The sequence below is a fragment of the Aceticella sp. 75b-Ac genome (assembly GCF_056032965.2).
Map to the genome: position 1 here is coordinate 659,960 of NZ_CM190971.1, position 15,487 is coordinate 675,446.

The following is a 15,487-nucleotide window of genomic DNA, read 5'->3' on the forward strand; positions in this document are numbered from 1 at the left end:
AATGTCCCGCTATTTCCACTGTTCAAAAAGTTCTTCATATTGTTTCTTGTCTCCTGTTAATTTATTTAAAAGGTAGTGTTCTATCTTCTGAAGCATTTTTATTAAAAATCCCACCGAACCACAGCATAAATCACCTATACAGAGTGTAGGTATTCCTGTTTTAGGGTCTTTACCTATCAGTTTTGCTTCCCATCTTTTAAGGCTTCCCTTATCTCTTGAAATGAATCTTTTCAAGCTATCCCTTCTTATACTATAATATTGTTAATATTTAGTCAACAATATTTGACTGCTTTAAAAAATTAAGTCAATGGGAAAAATGTTAATATTTTATAAATTTCCCTTCAAGCCAATCTTATCCGCAACGTTACACATACCTTTTATTGTTTCATCAATAACTTGGTTTAGATCCATCCCCAACATTTCCGCACCTTCTTTAATGATATCTCTGTTTACACCTGCTGCAAAACCTTTTTGTTTCCATTTCTTTTTGACTGATTTTACTTCTAAGTCAAGCACGCTTTTACTTGGACGCATAAGTGCAGTAGCAGTTATCAAACCCGTTAGTTCATCAATCGAATATAAAACTTTTTCCATTTTTTCAGTTGGTTCTACAGAAGAGCATATTTTCCATCCATGACTTACTATCGCATTTATATAATCATCAGGATAATTATTCTCTTTAAGTATTTCTTTAACCTTCTTGCAGTGCTCGTGAGGGTATATTTCATAGTCAAGGTCATGAAGTAACCCTATGATGCCCCATTTTTCTTTGTCTTCATTAAATAATTCTGCAAAGTGCCTCATAACTGCTTCAACGGCTAAAGCGTGGTGTATCAAGCTTTCATTTTTGTTATATTTCCTTAAAAGATTATATGCATCTTCCCTATTTGGAACAAACTCATCCATTTTGTATACCCTCCTTGAAATTATTTCAAGTAGAATTATATCACAATAATATGTATTATTGAATTAATGTAGTAAAAGATTTTAAGAAAAAATCCGGAGATATTGTGATTAAGTACGTAAGAGGCGGTCAGAGACCTAATATGGTACCGGACTATTGTGAATGCGGTCTTGTTATTAATGATGAAAATAAAAAAATGTAATTGATGAGATTAAAAGATTTAAAGAAATGACGTGGTTTGAATCAGAAATAGATTTTAATTTTGTGTCACCTTTTTTAAAATACTGCTATTTATATAAATCGCGTAATATCTTGATTTCATCCGCATAACCAGATAAATCATTTGGCGTTTCTAATATAAATGGCAAATGTCTTAATTTTGGATGATTTATAACCTTAGCTAATGCTTTAATACCGATTGAACCCTTTCCAATTTTTTCATGCCTGTCCTTATGACTTCCGAATGGATTTTTACTGTCATTTAAATGTATCACATATAATTTATTAAGTCCTATTATTTTATCAAACTCTTCTAAAACACCATCTAAATCATTTACTATATCATAACCTGCAGCATATGCATGACACGTATCAAAGCAAACACCCATTTTTTCTATAAGATTAACACCTTCTAAGATCCTCCTTAATTCTTCAAATGTCCTTCCTATTTCTGTTCCTTTTCCTGCCATCGTTTCAAGCAATACGATTGTCGTTTGCTCTGGTTTAAGTATTTTATTAAGCAAACTTATTGTATAATCTATACCCACATTAACTCCTTGTTTTACATGACTGCCAGGGTGAAAATTATAAAGATTATGTGGTAGATATTCCATCCTATTAAGATCATCCGACATAACTTCCAATGCAAATACTCTTGTTCTTTCATCTGATGCACAGGGATTTAATGTATATGGTGCATGTGCTACAATTTTTGAAAAATTATTTTCCTTCATTAAATTTAATAAAGCTTCGCAATCCTTTGGATCGATGTCTTTTGCTTTACCACCTCTGGGATTGCGTGTAAAAAACTGCAATGTATTCGCATCTAATTTTAAAGCTTCCTTACCCATTGTTTCATATCCTTTTGACACCGACAAATGGCATCCTATAAACATAATTAACCTCCTTCAGACAGAGGGACAGACATTAGTATTCCTTATTTCTTTTACAAGTTCAGAGATATTATTTTCTGTATAGCCACATCTTTCTATCATTTGTTTAGTTCCCTTTGTTACTTTATAAACATCTTTAACAATTTTTAACCTTTTTTGTAGCTGATTTGTTTTAATCTTAATGTTTATTTTTATGTATGTATTTTTATTTATTATGTTAGCAAAATGTTAGCAAATCAAACTTTAACATATTATTCCAAGCCGAAAAGCCTTGATTCTAAGCATAAAAATGGCAGGGGAGACAGGAATTGAACCCGCAGCCTACGGTTTTGGAGACCGCCGCTCTACCAATTGAGCTACTCCCCTGCGTTTAATAATATTATATTATAATAGTTATATTTAGTCAATATCAATGTTAAAATTTTTTGTATAAAAATTCAACATTGATATTGTTCATTTATTACTCAATTGATTTTTTATAAGCTTCATTGCTTATTTTATCAGTTTCTTCTACATAACCAGAATTATAATCATCATAATCCTCATCATAATTGTCAAGACCAGCTTTAGTTTTATTATATCTTGCAACTGCTTGATTTGCATCTTCAGCATCAAATTGATTTTCATCTTTAAAATCCATATATCCCCATCCAAAAGGATATTTAATCGCTCTTTCTTCATTAGGTCTTGAAAATTTTAAATCTCTCAGCTTAATATCATTATTTTTAGCACATTCAGCACAGATGGGGGTATAAGGGATGGCTTCAAGCCGCTTATTTTCTATTTCTTTTCCACAGTGATTACAAATACCGTACTGGTCTGATCCTATTTTGCTAAGTGCATCTTCTATCTGTCTTAAAATATGTTTTGCATTATCTTTTAATGCTTGATTTTTTTCCTTTTCATATACTTCTGAACCTATATCTGCAGGATGATTATCTGCAAGGGATAATTCTTGAAAATATTCCCTTTCAGCTATTTTATCTATTCCATCATTATTCTTCATTTCATCTATAATATTAATTACATTATCTTTTTCTTCTAATAATCTTTGTAAAAAATATTTCCGCTTTTTATTATCCATACAAACTCCTCCATAAGTTTTTTAGTTTTTAAACCATTATAAATTTTGCTGAACTATTTTAATTATATGTGCTATTACGCTACCAATTACCGGTAAATTTAGTAGGACTGCTCTTTGAAGAATATAGATCACGATTGCTCCAAGTAAGGTAAAACCTATTGCCATGCCAAAACCGCGTGCAAGACCTCCAATAAAATTTAGCCACAAAAGTCTGAAGGGACTTTGCATAAGTTCTACATAGTCTGCAATCTTCATTCTTTCCATCATTTCCGACATGTTATCAATTTGCTTTTTTATTTTTATTAATATAATATTTTCGTCCTTAGTCAAATTCAATTCCTCCTTGTAATTATTTTTCCTTTTGTTATATAAATTTATGAATTTTTTATGTTTTATTTTTATAAAATATTAATATATGATAAAATATAAGGAGATTTTATATTTTACGGATTAACGAATAATATATTGAGGTGTTTGTATGAAAAAATATAATAATAAAAATAGCTGGCATAGGTATATAGCTTTAATTATTGTGATAATAATGGTTATAGCTTTAATTGCATCCTTTAGCATACCAATGATAAATTTATAGATTAAAAGTGCATAAACTTAGCACCTTTAATCTATAAAAACATAAGCATAAAAATTTATAACACATCTTTTATTTCTTTTACAAATTTTTTAACATTATCTATTATCTCTGTTTTATTTTTGCCTTCGGCAATTTTTTTTACAATAGCACTTCCAACAATAATTCCATCGCAATACGGCTTAAATTTTTTTGCCATTTCACTGCCTGATATTCCAAAGCCGAGTGCCTTAGGCATATCTGTATACTTCGATATTATATCCATATAATCTTTTATATTTGTTTCAATATCTTGTCTTACACCGGTTACACCTGTTGTTGAAACACAGTAGACAAACCCCTTCCCATTCTCGCATATCTTTTTAATACGTTCCTGTGATGTAGGTGCAACCAAGGGTATTAAATAAACTTCATAATTACCTGCAATTTTCATCAGTTCTTCCCTTTCTTCAAGGGGTAAATCAGGTATAATAAGTCCATCAATGCCGGCTTTTTTTGCTTCTTGCATAAATCTTTCAATCCCATATCTAAAAACAGAATTATAATAAACAAGATAGATTAATGGAACATCAGATTTTTCTCTTATTTTGTGTACTGCCTCCATAATATCTGGTATTTTGACACCATTTGACAATGCTTTTGTTGATGAAGCTTGTATAATAGGTCCATCTGCAAGAGGATCTGAATATGGTATACCCAGTTCTATTATATCAGCACCAGCTTCATCCATTGCTTCAACAAGTTCAACCGTTGTTTCTATCTCAGGGTCACCTGCAACAATAAATGGAATCATTGCTTTACGACCTTTTTCTCTTAATATTTTAAACCTTAAATCAATTCTGTTCATAGTTCCACCCCCATTATCTTAGCAACTGTATTTACATCTTTATCTCCTCTACCAGATAAATTAATAATAATGATTTTATCTTTACTTAATTTTGGTGCTAACTTCATAGCATATGCAACTGCATGAGCACTTTCAAGTGCTGGAATTATACCTTCTATATGAGATAAGTCCATAAATGCAGTTAAGGCTTCTTCATCTGTCGCTGATTGATATTCTGCCCTTCCTATATCTTTCAAATAAGAATGTTCAGGTCCTACACCCGGATAATCAAGTCCTGCTGAAATTGAATACACCGGCATAATCTGTCCTTCATCATTTTGCAAAAGATATGTCATCATGCCATGAAGTACACCAATAGAACCCTTTGCTATCGTAGCAGCGTGCATATCTGTATTGAGTCCTAAACCTGCGGCTTCAACCCCAATTAATTTTACTGATCTGTCATTAATAAAAGGATAAAATATTCCCATTGAATTACTGCCACCGCCAACACATGCAATAATATAATCCGGAACCCTGCCTTCTTTTAATAAGATTTGTTCCCTTGCTTCATCCCCTATTACTCTTTGAAAATCCCTTACCATAGTTGGATATGGATGTGGTCCTACTACAGAACCTATAACATAAAATGTATCCTCAATATGTGTAACCCAATGGCGTATTGCTTCATTAACGGCATCTTTAAGTGTAGCAGTACCTGATTTTACCGAATTAACCTTTGCACCGAGAAGTTTCATTCTAAATACATTTAATGACTGCCTTCTTATATCCTCTTCCCCCATAAATATCTCACAATCCATTCCAAACATAGCCGCACCTGTCGCTGTAGCAACACCATGCTGACCAGCACCTGTTTCTGCTATTATCTTCTTTTTACCCATTTTCTTTGCCAGTAATACCTGACCAAGTACATTGTTTATCTTGTGTGCCCCTGTATGATTTAAATCTTCCCTTTTTAAATAAATTTTTGCACCATTCAGCTTTTTAGTAAGATTTTCTGCAAAATAAAGTGGAGTAGGTCTTCCGGAATATTCCCTTAAATAATACCTGTATTCCTCCATAAACTTTTCATCATTTTTTGCCTTATTATATTCTTCTTCCAATTCAATCAAAGCATTCATAATCGTTTCTGGCACATATTGACCACCAAAATTCCCAAATCTTCCCTTCAAGATATTTTCCTCACTTTCTCAATAAATTCTTTCATTTTTTTATAATCTTTATATCCTTCTGTCTCAACACTGCTTGAAATATCAACAATATCCGGCTTAACTATTTCTATAGCCCTTAATATATTATCTGAATTTAATCCTCCTGCAAGTATCAATTGTTTATCCATTCTTAGATTATTTAAAATATTCCAATCGAATGGAATTCCTGTCCCTCCAAAGCTTCCTTCGATTTTACTGTCAAACAGTATTCCATCGACAGAATATTGCTTTATTAACTCTAAATCCCTGATATCTTTTACCCTTATAGACTTCCATACAATAAACCCTTTAAAATTATCGGTATATTCTGGGGTTTCATCTCCGTGAAATTGCAATACATCAAGGTTTAACCTATTAGCTTTATTAAGAACATCATTCTTATCGTCATTAACAAAAACACCTGCTGTTTTTATCTTTTTATCAAGTTTTTCTATAAGTGCCTTTGCTGTTTCAATTTTAACCTGTCTTTTACTTTTTGCAAATACAAATCCTGCATAATCCGGCTTTAATATATTTAAATACTCAATATCTTCTATTCTTCTTATACCACATATTTTAATCTTAACCATTAATATTCACCCTTAGATTTTATTATAAAATCATTTAATTTATTGTAATCATCAATAATTCTCATAAATGTTTCACCAATCAAAACCGCATTTACACCAAGAGACCTTAAATATTTTATATCCTCAGGTGTTTTGATTCCGCTTTCTGATACAACCAATCTATCACCATTTATTTTGCTTATTAATTTTTCTGTTGTCGTTATATCAACATTGAAATTATTTAAATCCCTGTTATTTATTCCGATTATTGCACAATCTGCCTCCAATGCAATATTTAATTCAGTTTCATTGTGTACTTCAACAATGCAATAAAGCTCAAGGGATTTAGCAAGGTCATAAAACTTTTTTATTTTGTTTCCCAGTATTGCCACAATAAAAAGTACAGCATCAGCCTTTAAAGCTTTTGACTCAAAAACTTGATATTCATCAATTATAAAATCTTTCCGCAATATAGGCTTTGTCGTTATGTTCTTTACATCATCTATATATTCATTTTCCCCTTGAAAAAAATACCTTTCAGTTAATACAGATACAGCATCAATTCCGATTTTTTCGTAGCTTTCCGCTATTTTTTTATGATTAAAATCCGCTGCTATTATCCCCTTAGATGGTGATGCTTTTTTTATTTCTGCAATAATAGAAATCTCATCTTTATTTATAGCAGCCGGAAAATCTCTTGATTCCTTATTGCATGTGCAAATAAGCTCTGAAATTGGTTTTAATTCTTTTTGAATTTTGATTTGTTCTTTCTTTTTTGCCACAATATCATCAAGAATCATTGCAGAATCCTCCTTTGATATTGAAGAACATCATTAAATTTATCAAATGCCAAACCTGTATCTATAAGATTATTTGCCATTTTAATACCCTCTTTTATATCTTCAACCATCTTGCCTACGTAAAGGGCTGCAGCGCTATTTAAAACTACAATATCTCTTTTTGCTCCTTTTTCCCCTTTTAAAATATTTATAATTGTATCTGCATTTTCTTTTGCATCACCTCCTCGCAAATCCTTTGTCTTTGCAAGTGGAATATCATAATCTTGCGGCTCAATATAATAATCAAATACTTTTCCATCTCTAACTTCACTTACCTTAGTAGGAGCTGCCGTTGATATTTCATCAAGCCCATCTTCCCCATATACAACCAAAGCCCTTTCCAAACCAAGTTTTAATAATACTTCTGCTATATGATGTGTTAATTTACCATCATATACACCAATTACCTGACCTTTCACAAATGCCGGGTTCGTCAAAGGACCCAACATATTAAATATTGTCCTTAATCCAAGTTCTTTTCTTATTGGAGCAACATTTTTCATTGCCACATGGTATATTGGTGCAAATAAAAAGCCGAAGCCAGTATCATCTATGCTTTTTTTTGTTAATTCCGGTTCTAAATCAATTTTAAATCCCAATTCTTTCAAAACATCAGCACTGCCACTTTTGCTTGATACTGCCCTATTACCATGCTTTGCCACTTTTACACCTGCTGCCGATGCTATTATTGCTACTGCTGTCGATATATTGAAGGTCTTTCCACCGTCACCACCGGTACCGCATGTATCTATAACATAATCCGATGTCAGTTTTAACCTTAATGCATTGTCCCTCATGGATTTGGCTGAACCTGATATTTCTTCAATTGATTCTCCCTTCATTCTGAGAGCTACAAGATATCCTCCGACAAGAGATGGATGAATTCCCCCTTTCATAATCATATTCATTGCTTTTTGAGCTTCTTCTTCTGTTAAATTATTACCCATAACTATTTTTTTAATTGCATCCTGCAACATTACATATCCCCTCCACAAAATTATAAATAATTTTTTTGCCATCCTCTGTCAAAATTGACTCTGGATGAAATTGTAATCCGTAAATAGGGTATTTTTTGTGTTTAAGACCCATTATTATCCCGTCTTTGGTTGTAGAAGTAATTGATAATTCACCGGGAAGCGTCTCTTTTTCTACGATTAAAGAATGATACCTCATTGCTTCTATCGGGTTTTTTATTCCTTCAAATATTCCTTTACCATTATGACTAACCAGTGATGTTTTTCCATGTTTAATGGAATCTGCTCTTATAATTTTTGCTCCAAATGCATAGCCTATTGCCTGATGCCCAAGGCATATACCAAAAATCGGTATTCTATTACCAAAGGTTTTTATAACATCTATACATATACCGGCATCTTCAGGACGGCCTGGTCCAGGCGAAATAATGATTCCCTCCGGCTTCATATTGGAAATATCTGATATATTTATTTTATCATTTCTCACTACTTCAATATTCTCATATACTTCTCCAATATATTGATAAAGGTTATAAGTAAAGGAATCATAATTATCAATTAAAAGCAGCATTTACAGCACCTCCTTTAATGCTTTAGCCTTATTTAACGATTCAATATATTCATTCTCAGGAACAGAATCATATACTATACCTCCTCCTGATTGTATATATGCTGTATTATCTTTTATAAGGGCAGTCCTAATAGCAATACACATATCCATATTTTTATTATATGAAAAATATCCTGTAGCACCTGCATAAAAGGACCTTCTTACATTCTCAAGTTCATCGATTATTTCCATTGCTCTAACCTTTGGTGCTCCTGATACTGTACCTGCTGGTAAGCATGATGCCAAAGCATCAAAATAGGTTAACCCCTTTTTAAGCTTTCCTGATACTTTTGAAACAATATGCATTACATGTGAATAAAAATCAACCTCCATAAACCTTTCTACCTTTACGCTTCCAAATTCACTGACCTTCCCAATATCATTCCTCCCTAAGTCAACTAACATTACATGTTCTGCCCTTTCTTTTTCATCTTTTAATAGCTCTTCTTTAAGTTTTAAATCCTCCTCCTGATTTTTCCCCCTGCGTCTTGTTCCTGCAATTGGATTTGTTATAACTTTATCGCTAAAAACACTTACAAGGCTCTCCGGTGAAGACCCCATCAGTTGAAATTCCTCAAAGTCAATATAAAACAGATATGGGGAAGGATTCTTCGACCTTAACCTTCTATAAATATCAAAGGGCTTAGAAGTAATTTTTGCTTTAAATCTCTGGGATAAAACTACTTGAAATATATCACCATTTTCAATATACCTTTTTGCTTTTTCGACAATAGAGCAAAATTCATCTTTTGATAAATTGGAGCTCAACTCTATATTATTTTTTGAATATGGCAAATCATGATATACATTCGTATTATTAATATCGTTTAGCATAGTATCAATTTCCTTATTTATTCCATCATAAGTAAGTGTTTCATTAGGAAAAACATTATATATAACAGATATTGTATGCTTAAAATGGTCATAGCAAATAAATTTTTTGTAAAACATGAAATATGCTTCCGGCACCTTTATTTCATCTTCATTTTTATCCGGAAGTTTTTCATACTGCCTTATTATATCATAACCGGCGTAACCTACTGCTCCACCTGTAAAAGGAAAGCTCATACCGATATTTTCATATGGAATATTTACAAACTTTTTAATATAATCAAGTACTTTCCCATTTGCTGTATCATTACAACCATCCTTGACTATTTCAATATTCTCACCGTAACTTTTAATCCTCATATATGGCTCTGAACCAATGAAGGAATATCTGCCCCATTCTTTTCCGCTTTCTGCACTTTCTAATAAAAATTTATTATTACCTTTTAAATTATAAAAAATGCTAATTGGTGTTAATTCATCACCGTTTATTTCATTATACACAGGAAATACAATTTTTTTCCTTTTCAAACTTTCAAAATCATTTTCAGAAATATTTAACATCTAAATCCCTCCACAAAAAAATAGAATCACTTCATCTTATGGGACGAAGTGACTCCGCGGTGCCACCCAATTTGGTCTTGTACACAAATGCAAAAAAGCACTCCTCCATACAGGACGAAATGCTATATTCCGTAATGCCACCTATGCGTACAAAACAACTTTATCAGGTACAGATTTCTCGATACCCTGTCTTTTTAACGGTAGACTCCCGGATACTGCTACTTCTTTATTATTTCACATCTCATCTCACAGGCCCATTCAATATCATCTATAGTACCCAGCTTACACCCTCCTGGACTCGCTAAAACTAATCAACAATATTTACTCTTCCTGCTCATCGAATTATCTATTTTAAACTACATTAATTTTATAACCTATTTAATTATTTGTCAATACCATTTATAAAATTTTTTATTATTCTGTGATATCGTCATATTAAAAGTATTCTGATAAAATGTCATGTATGAGAGAGGAGATATTCAATATGACTCAAAAAGAAATAACTCGTCTTAGAGTTATCAATCAGATTATTGATAAAGTTATAACCGTAAGAGAAGCTGCTGAGCTTCTTTCCCTCAGTGAACGCCAAGTAATAAGGTTAAAAGGAGGGGTTTTAAAAGATGGTCCTGCGTTCATAATTCATAAAAATAGAGGCAGGAAGCCTAAGCACGCTCTCTCGGATGAAATTGGACCAAAATTGTCGAGTTAAAACAAACAAAGTACCAAGAGGCTAATTTCATGCATTTTTCTGAGCTGCTTGAGGAAAATGAAAATATTAAACTGAGTTATTCAACAATATATAGGGTCCTGACTCAAGAGGGTATTAAAAGCCCTAAAAAACATCGTAAGCGTTAATCTCATCATCGAAGAAAAAGAAAACCACAAAAGGGAATGCTGGTTCAGATTGATACTTCTCCGCATGAGTGAATCATAGGAGGTAAATCATTTACTCTACACGGGGCGATAGATGATGCTACCGGTGAAATTCTTGCTCTTTTCTTTGCTCCTAACGAGTGTATGGAGGGATATTTTGAAGTTATAAGGCAAATAATTAGTAAATATGGCGTCCCTATGAGTATAAATTGTGACCGTCACTCTATTTTTACTTCTCCTAATAGTGGTAAACTATCTATAGAAGAACAATTAGAGGGAAAGACAGTTAATCTTACTCAGTTTGAAAGAGCTATGAGAGAGCTTGGAATCAATATTATTAAGGCTAATTCTCCACAAGCTAAAGGCCGCATTGAAAAGTTATGGGATACGCTTCAAAGCAGGCTTCCTGTTGAGTTTAAGATTCATGGGATTGATACTATGGAAGCTGCTAATACATTTTTATCGCAATTTATTGTCGCTTACAATGAAAAGTTTGGCGTCGAACCTGAAAATCCTGAACCTGCTTTTAGACAGCTTGATTCTAATATTAACCTTGATTATATCTTATGCGTAAAGAAGGAGCGTACTATCATTGAAGGGTCTGCTTTTTCTTACAAGACTAAGTATTATCAACTTATCAAGAATGGTAAAAGGCTCCAGCTATGCCCAAAGCCAAACTTACTGTCTTAAGCAGTTCTAATGCCTTTTTTAAGGCTTTTCTTTTAAAGAAATGTATAGAATAAATTGCATGCTTTTATGTCTTTAGATTACAAGACATAATATTCTATCCATAGTATGTCTAAAATTAACGCATGCTTTAAAAGGCTCTTCGACAATTTTATATTATTATCAATTCAAAAATTTTTTGCTGCAATTTTACTTCATTTTAAGAAAAAATTTGTAAACCATCACTGAAACATAAAAGCATATTTAAACATGACATTTTCACTGAATAAATTTGCTCTTTTTTAGGTGACATTTCCACAGACTATTTACACACTTTGTGAGGTTTTTTTGGTTTTTTCGCCATGCAATCACTCCTTTTGATGTATTATTTTCTATAATTGAAGAAATTATGACTATTATTGTGATAAACTAAAGAATGTAAATTTTTTTATTTCTTAGATTATAGTTCAAATTAACAGTATAATTATTGTTGTAATTATAGATTAAGGAGAGATTGAAGTGAAGATAAGAGGGCATCATTTTTTATGTATTTTAGGATTTAGAGGGCTTGGATATGATGAAAAATTTGTTGAAAATATGGATAAAATTATTATAAAATTGAATAATGAACAGGATATGTTGATAAAAGTTGTGGATAATGTGGATAATATCTGCAGCATGTGTCCCAATAATGTAAATGGTGGATGCAAGACAGAAAGTTTCCCTGGGAGTGTAAGGGAAAGGGATAGGGCTGTCTTAAAGATTTTGGGTATAGAAGTAAAAGAGGTAATAAGGTACATAGATATTCTAAATAAAATCAAAGAAAATATGACAGAAGAAAAGATGGTGAAAATATGTAAAGATTGCGAATGGTTTAGCCTTGGGTATTGTTTAGAAGGGCTTAAAAAATTAAAAGGCGGATAATACCGCCTTTTATAAGTCTCTTTGTGAAAAGCGTTTTGCACCGTAATAAAGAAGGAATACAACATAGAAAAAGATGTATATGAACATGTAAATACTGGGTTGGGACATGCCTCCAAAGAGTCCTTGTGTCATAAAGCTTATTCCGCTACTTTGTGTCAAAAGCTCTGCTGTCATTTTTCTATATATGACATCTGTAGGAAGGATAAGACTTGTCAAAATACCTGCATTAATTAAACCTTCTCCTTTTATTTGAGATTGTTGCATTGCTACACCTATTTGTTCAAGAACACCTCCAACAAGGGCAATTCCATAAGCCATAATAGCGATTATTCCTGTGTTTACAGTAGAAAAAATTGAGCTTGAGGCGATTATAAGAGCTAAAAATACAATAGGACCTAAATTAAAGAAAAAGAGACTTTTTAAAATATTATCCCACCCGAAGCTTATTTTAGAGCCCAAAAATATATTCAAACCTACAACAGATAAAAACAATATAGAGCTGTATATGACAATCATAATGCTAAGTCCTATAAATTTACCTAATGCAAATTTATATCTTTTAATAGGTTTATATAATATTGAGTATACTGTACCACTTTCAATTTCTCCAGATATTGCCCCTACGGAAGTTAAAACAACTAGAAATGCTATTATAAAATTCGCAAAAAAAAGTCCAGCAGATAAAATTTGAGATTGAAATATTATATCATATATAGAATCTACATGATGATTAAAAACCTGCTTTAATCCAAAAGCATATATAAAAAGGTAGAGGATAGTTAAAATTATTACTAAAATAAAAGCTTTTTTCTTTAACATTTCTTTAAATGTATATTTTATTATTGTTTTCACGATACCTCATCCTTTCCAATTAAATTTATAAACAAATCTTCTAGTGAAGATGTTTTTGAATTAAGTTCATATAGGTTTGCACCAGATTCTATTACCATTTTAGCGATCTGAGGTATTCTTTCTCTATTTTCTACTTTAAAGAAAAATCTATCATCTTTTATGTTAAATTCTTTTGAAATAGATTTAATATTTTTAATTAATTCATCATTAAAATTAGAAATTTTCATTTCTACATGGGTATACTCTTTTAAAAGGTCATTTAAATTTCCCTTTGCTATTACTTTGCCATGATTTATTATAGCTACTTCATCACATACCATTTCTACTTCACTTAAGAGATGGCTGTTTAAAAAAACAGTTTTGTCTTGCGATTTTAATTTTTTGATAATTTCCCTTACTTCAATTCTTCCAACAGGGTCTAGAGCAGAAGTTGGTTCATCTAAAAATACTATTTCGGGCTCGTTTAAAAGGGATATTGCAATGCCAATTCTTTGCTGCATTCCTTTGCTGTAATTTTTGATAAGCTTATTTTCATGACCTTTTAATTTTACCAATTCTAAAAGTTCATCAATCTTTTTTTCTGGATTTTCTATTTTATAAAGCTCAGCATGGAATCTTAATAATTCTTTTCCTGTCATCCAGTCATGATATTTAAAATTTTCAGGTAAAAACCCTACTTTTTCTCTAGACTCTACACTGCCTATAGGTTTTCCTAAAATCCAGGCAAAACCAGAAGTGGGGCGTAAAAGCCCCACCATGGTCTTTACAAAAGTACTTTTTCCTGCACCATTTGGACCCAAGCATCCAAAGACTTTACCTTTTTCTACAGAGAGAGAGACTTCTTTAAAACCGCCTTTTCCATTAAACTGCTTTGTGAGATTTTGTGTCTCTAGAACCATTTAATCACCTCATTGAATTTGCAATTTGCATCAGTGTATTTATTGCCTCTTCCTTTGTAAGGGAATTCTTATTGTCTCCTGTAGGATTTGGCCAGATTGTGAGGTTGTACATCACTCCATTTTCAGTCCATCCCAAAGTTACAAAATAAGGTCCGGATTTTTCAACAATTAGAATGCCTTTATTTCCTCGAATGGTTATTTCCTTAGTTTTAGTGTTGTTCTCCATATGCATCGGTACTGGCAATGTCTCTTTCCAGTCAGTTACACCGGAGATCTGCCTTTTTATATTTTCAGGTAAAAATGGAAGATTTGCCAGAGCATCAATTACTTTATCTACATTTACCCCTTCTGGTACCACTATTTCCGGGGTTTTTACTATGTCAAGGACAACTTGGACTTTTTCACTGCCTTTTCTCTGTAAATCCATACCAAGTGTTTTACCAAAATTTATAATAATGGGTTTTCTGTCAAGTTCTTTTGGGAAAAGGTGCGTTCCGCCAAATGTTTTAATGAGGTCATTTATTTTGTCGACTTTTAATATAAACTCTAAGCCTTCAATTTTTGAGGTGTACGCATGCTTTATTTCAAAATTTTCATCTGCTGGAAGTTTTATTTCATATCCGAGTTCAGATTTTACTTTGTTAGGTTCATCAGGAGAAATTTGACGCCCTTCTGAAGAACCGTCTTTTATGATCTCTCCGTAGTCTTTAAGGTTTATGTTTTTTATGCCTTTGTCATTGAACTGATTTTGGATTTGCGTAATATCCTCTGGTGTTATTGTTATAACCTGCATCTTGTTAAGCCTTAGAAGGTTTAGAAGTTTAGCTTCTGCATTTTTAAGTGGCGGGAAAAAGGCTGAGGCGCCTATAAATGCTACTATCAAAGCAGCGGCAATGGCCTTTTTGTGCTTTGTAAACATTGCAAACATTCCTCCTTTATTATTATTTTTGCTCAATTTTTCATTTAGAGTAGACCAAGCTTCATTTAAATCTATATTGCTTTTGTTTAAAGCTTTTGAGGTAAATTCATTTATAGATTTTAGCTGTTCTAATTTTTCCCTGCATGTACTGCAAGTTTTTAAATGTTCTTCTACATTTTTTGCAGTGATTTCATCCAGTTCATTGTCCAGATATGCTTGAAGAGTTCCTTCATCATAGCACATA

General features: G+C 32.2%; 18 protein-coding genes, 1 tRNA gene and 1 other annotated feature. Of the genes, 3 read left to right on the forward strand and 16 right to left on the reverse strand.

Annotated elements, in window-relative coordinates:
- Positions 1-9: 9 nt before the first annotated feature.
- From AC0LWJ_RS03575 to trpE, 13 genes are all read right to left on the reverse strand, one after another.
- Positions 10-234, reverse strand: coding sequence for a hypothetical protein (locus AC0LWJ_RS03575; RefSeq protein WP_474237555.1), 225 nt, complete (start codon positions 232-234; stop codon positions 10-12).
- Between the two features lie 93 nt (positions 235-327).
- Positions 328-906, reverse strand: a complete 579-nt coding sequence (locus AC0LWJ_RS03580; protein ID WP_474237556.1) for an HD domain-containing protein — start codon at positions 904-906, stop codon at positions 328-330.
- A 285-nt stretch (positions 907-1,191) separates the two neighbouring features.
- Positions 1,192-2,019, reverse strand: coding sequence for a deoxyribonuclease IV (locus AC0LWJ_RS03585; protein WP_474237557.1), 828 nt, complete (start codon positions 2,017-2,019; stop codon positions 1,192-1,194).
- A 287-nt stretch (positions 2,020-2,306) separates the two neighbouring features.
- Positions 2,307-2,382, reverse strand: a tRNA-Trp gene (locus tag AC0LWJ_RS03590).
- Positions 2,383-2,476: 94 nt separating this feature from the next.
- The gene (locus AC0LWJ_RS03595) at positions 2,477-3,100 is read right to left on the reverse strand and encodes a TraR/DksA C4-type zinc finger protein (protein WP_474237558.1); all 624 of its coding nucleotides are present in this window, start codon (positions 3,098-3,100) and stop codon (positions 2,477-2,479) included.
- 36 nt (positions 3,101-3,136) lie between these two features.
- Positions 3,137-3,376 carry a DUF5665 domain-containing protein gene (locus AC0LWJ_RS03600; RefSeq protein ID WP_348771614.1) on the reverse strand — a complete coding sequence of 80 codons (240 nt, stop codon included), beginning with the start codon at positions 3,374-3,376 and terminating at the stop codon, positions 3,137-3,139.
- Between the two features lie 371 nt (positions 3,377-3,747).
- Positions 3,748-4,536, reverse strand: coding sequence for a tryptophan synthase subunit alpha (trpA, locus tag AC0LWJ_RS03605; protein ID WP_474237559.1), 789 nt, complete (start codon positions 4,534-4,536; stop codon positions 3,748-3,750).
- The gene (gene trpB, locus AC0LWJ_RS03610) at positions 4,533-5,708 is read right to left on the reverse strand and encodes a tryptophan synthase subunit beta (protein ID WP_474237560.1); all 1,176 of its coding nucleotides are present in this window, start codon (positions 5,706-5,708) and stop codon (positions 4,533-4,535) included. The genes trpA and trpB overlap by 4 nt, the downstream gene beginning before the upstream one ends.
- A complete protein-coding gene (locus AC0LWJ_RS03615; RefSeq protein WP_474237561.1) occupies positions 5,705-6,316 on the reverse strand; it encodes a phosphoribosylanthranilate isomerase in 612 nt (203 codons plus the stop codon). The genes trpB and AC0LWJ_RS03615 overlap by 4 nt, the downstream gene beginning before the upstream one ends.
- A complete protein-coding gene (trpC, locus tag AC0LWJ_RS03620; protein ID WP_474237562.1) occupies positions 6,316-7,095 on the reverse strand; it encodes an indole-3-glycerol phosphate synthase TrpC in 780 nt (259 codons plus the stop codon). Before trpC ends, AC0LWJ_RS03615 begins: the two co-directional genes overlap by 1 nt.
- On the reverse strand, positions 7,092-8,111 hold the full coding sequence (gene trpD / locus AC0LWJ_RS03625; RefSeq protein ID WP_474237563.1) for an anthranilate phosphoribosyltransferase: 1,020 nt from the start codon (positions 8,109-8,111) through the stop codon (positions 7,092-7,094). Before trpD ends, trpC begins: the two co-directional genes overlap by 4 nt.
- Positions 8,092-8,679 (reverse strand): anthranilate synthase component II, encoded by a 588-nt coding sequence (locus AC0LWJ_RS03630; protein ID WP_474237564.1) that lies wholly within the window; start codon positions 8,677-8,679, stop codon positions 8,092-8,094. Before AC0LWJ_RS03630 ends, trpD begins: the two co-directional genes overlap by 20 nt.
- Positions 8,680-10,110 carry an anthranilate synthase component I gene (gene trpE, locus AC0LWJ_RS03635; protein WP_474237565.1) on the reverse strand — a complete coding sequence of 477 codons (1,431 nt, stop codon included), beginning with the start codon at positions 10,108-10,110 and terminating at the stop codon, positions 8,680-8,682.
- A gap of 36 nt (positions 10,111-10,146) precedes the next feature.
- Positions 10,147-10,457, reverse strand: a binding site (T-box leader).
- 137 nt (positions 10,458-10,594) lie between these two features.
- Here trpE and AC0LWJ_RS03640 point away from each other — a divergent pair.
- The 3 genes from AC0LWJ_RS03640 to AC0LWJ_RS03650 all read left to right on the forward strand — a co-directional run bounded on the left by AC0LWJ_RS03640 (position 10,595) and on the right by AC0LWJ_RS03650 (position 12,573).
- Positions 10,595-10,819 carry a helix-turn-helix domain-containing protein gene (locus tag AC0LWJ_RS03640; RefSeq protein ID WP_474237566.1) on the forward strand — a complete coding sequence of 75 codons (225 nt, stop codon included), beginning with the start codon at positions 10,595-10,597 and terminating at the stop codon, positions 10,817-10,819.
- Between the two features lie 275 nt (positions 10,820-11,094).
- Complete coding sequence (locus AC0LWJ_RS03645; RefSeq protein ID WP_474237658.1) at positions 11,095-11,673, forward strand: transposase family protein; 579 nt, start codon at positions 11,095-11,097, stop codon at positions 11,671-11,673.
- Positions 11,674-12,168: 495 nt separating this feature from the next.
- Positions 12,169-12,573 carry a DUF1284 domain-containing protein gene (locus AC0LWJ_RS03650; RefSeq protein WP_474237567.1) on the forward strand — a complete coding sequence of 135 codons (405 nt, stop codon included), beginning with the start codon at positions 12,169-12,171 and terminating at the stop codon, positions 12,571-12,573.
- A gap of 9 nt (positions 12,574-12,582) precedes the next feature.
- On the opposite strand, the gene AC0LWJ_RS03655 is transcribed toward AC0LWJ_RS03650, so the two are convergent.
- The 3 genes from AC0LWJ_RS03655 to AC0LWJ_RS03665 are packed head-to-tail and all read right to left on the reverse strand — an operon-like array spanning position 12,583 to position 15,486.
- On the reverse strand, positions 12,583-13,425 hold the full coding sequence (locus AC0LWJ_RS03655; protein ID WP_474237568.1) for an ABC transporter permease: 843 nt from the start codon (positions 13,423-13,425) through the stop codon (positions 12,583-12,585).
- Positions 13,422-14,324 (reverse strand): ABC transporter ATP-binding protein, encoded by a 903-nt coding sequence (locus tag AC0LWJ_RS03660; RefSeq protein WP_474237569.1) that lies wholly within the window; start codon positions 14,322-14,324, stop codon positions 13,422-13,424. The genes AC0LWJ_RS03655 and AC0LWJ_RS03660 overlap by 4 nt, the downstream gene beginning before the upstream one ends.
- Positions 14,325-14,328: 4 nt before the next feature.
- A complete protein-coding gene (locus AC0LWJ_RS03665; protein WP_474237570.1) occupies positions 14,329-15,486 on the reverse strand; it encodes a DUF2275 domain-containing protein in 1,158 nt (385 codons plus the stop codon).
- Position 15,487 lies beyond the last annotated feature (1 nt).

Excerpts from the sequence above, each read along its gene's own strand:
- AC0LWJ_RS03580 (WP_474237556.1), bottom strand. The coding sequence starts at position 906 with ATGGATGAGTTTGTTCCAAATAGGGAAGATGCATATAATCTTTTAAGG.
- AC0LWJ_RS03585 (WP_474237557.1), bottom strand. The coding sequence starts at position 2,019 with ATGTTTATAGGATGCCATTTGTCGGTGTCAAAAGGATATGAAACAATG.
- AC0LWJ_RS03595 (WP_474237558.1), bottom strand. The coding sequence starts at position 3,100 with ATGGATAATAAAAAGCGGAAATATTTTTTACAAAGATTATTAGAAGAA.
- AC0LWJ_RS03600 (WP_348771614.1), bottom strand. The coding sequence starts at position 3,376 with ATGTCGGAAATGATGGAAAGAATGAAGATTGCAGACTATGTAGAACTT.
- trpA (WP_474237559.1), bottom strand. The coding sequence starts at position 4,536 with ATGAACAGAATTGATTTAAGGTTTAAAATATTAAGAGAAAAAGGTCGT.
- AC0LWJ_RS03615 (WP_474237561.1), bottom strand. The coding sequence starts at position 6,316 with ATGGTTAAGATTAAAATATGTGGTATAAGAAGAATAGAAGATATTGAG.
- trpC (WP_474237562.1), bottom strand. The coding sequence starts at position 7,095 with ATGATTCTTGATGATATTGTGGCAAAAAAGAAAGAACAAATCAAAATT.
- trpD (WP_474237563.1), bottom strand. The coding sequence starts at position 8,111 with ATGTTGCAGGATGCAATTAAAAAAATAGTTATGGGTAATAATTTAACA.
- AC0LWJ_RS03630 (WP_474237564.1), bottom strand. The coding sequence starts at position 8,679 with ATGCTGCTTTTAATTGATAATTATGATTCCTTTACTTATAACCTTTAT.
- trpE (WP_474237565.1), bottom strand. The coding sequence starts at position 10,110 with ATGTTAAATATTTCTGAAAATGATTTTGAAAGTTTGAAAAGGAAAAAA.
- AC0LWJ_RS03640 (WP_474237566.1), top strand. The coding sequence starts at position 10,595 with ATGACTCAAAAAGAAATAACTCGTCTTAGAGTTATCAATCAGATTATT.
- AC0LWJ_RS03660 (WP_474237569.1), bottom strand. The coding sequence starts at position 14,324 with ATGGTTCTAGAGACACAAAATCTCACAAAGCAGTTTAATGGAAAAGGC.
- AC0LWJ_RS03665 (WP_474237570.1), bottom strand. The coding sequence starts at position 15,486 with ATGTGCTATGATGAAGGAACTCTTCAAGCATATCTGGACAATGAACTG.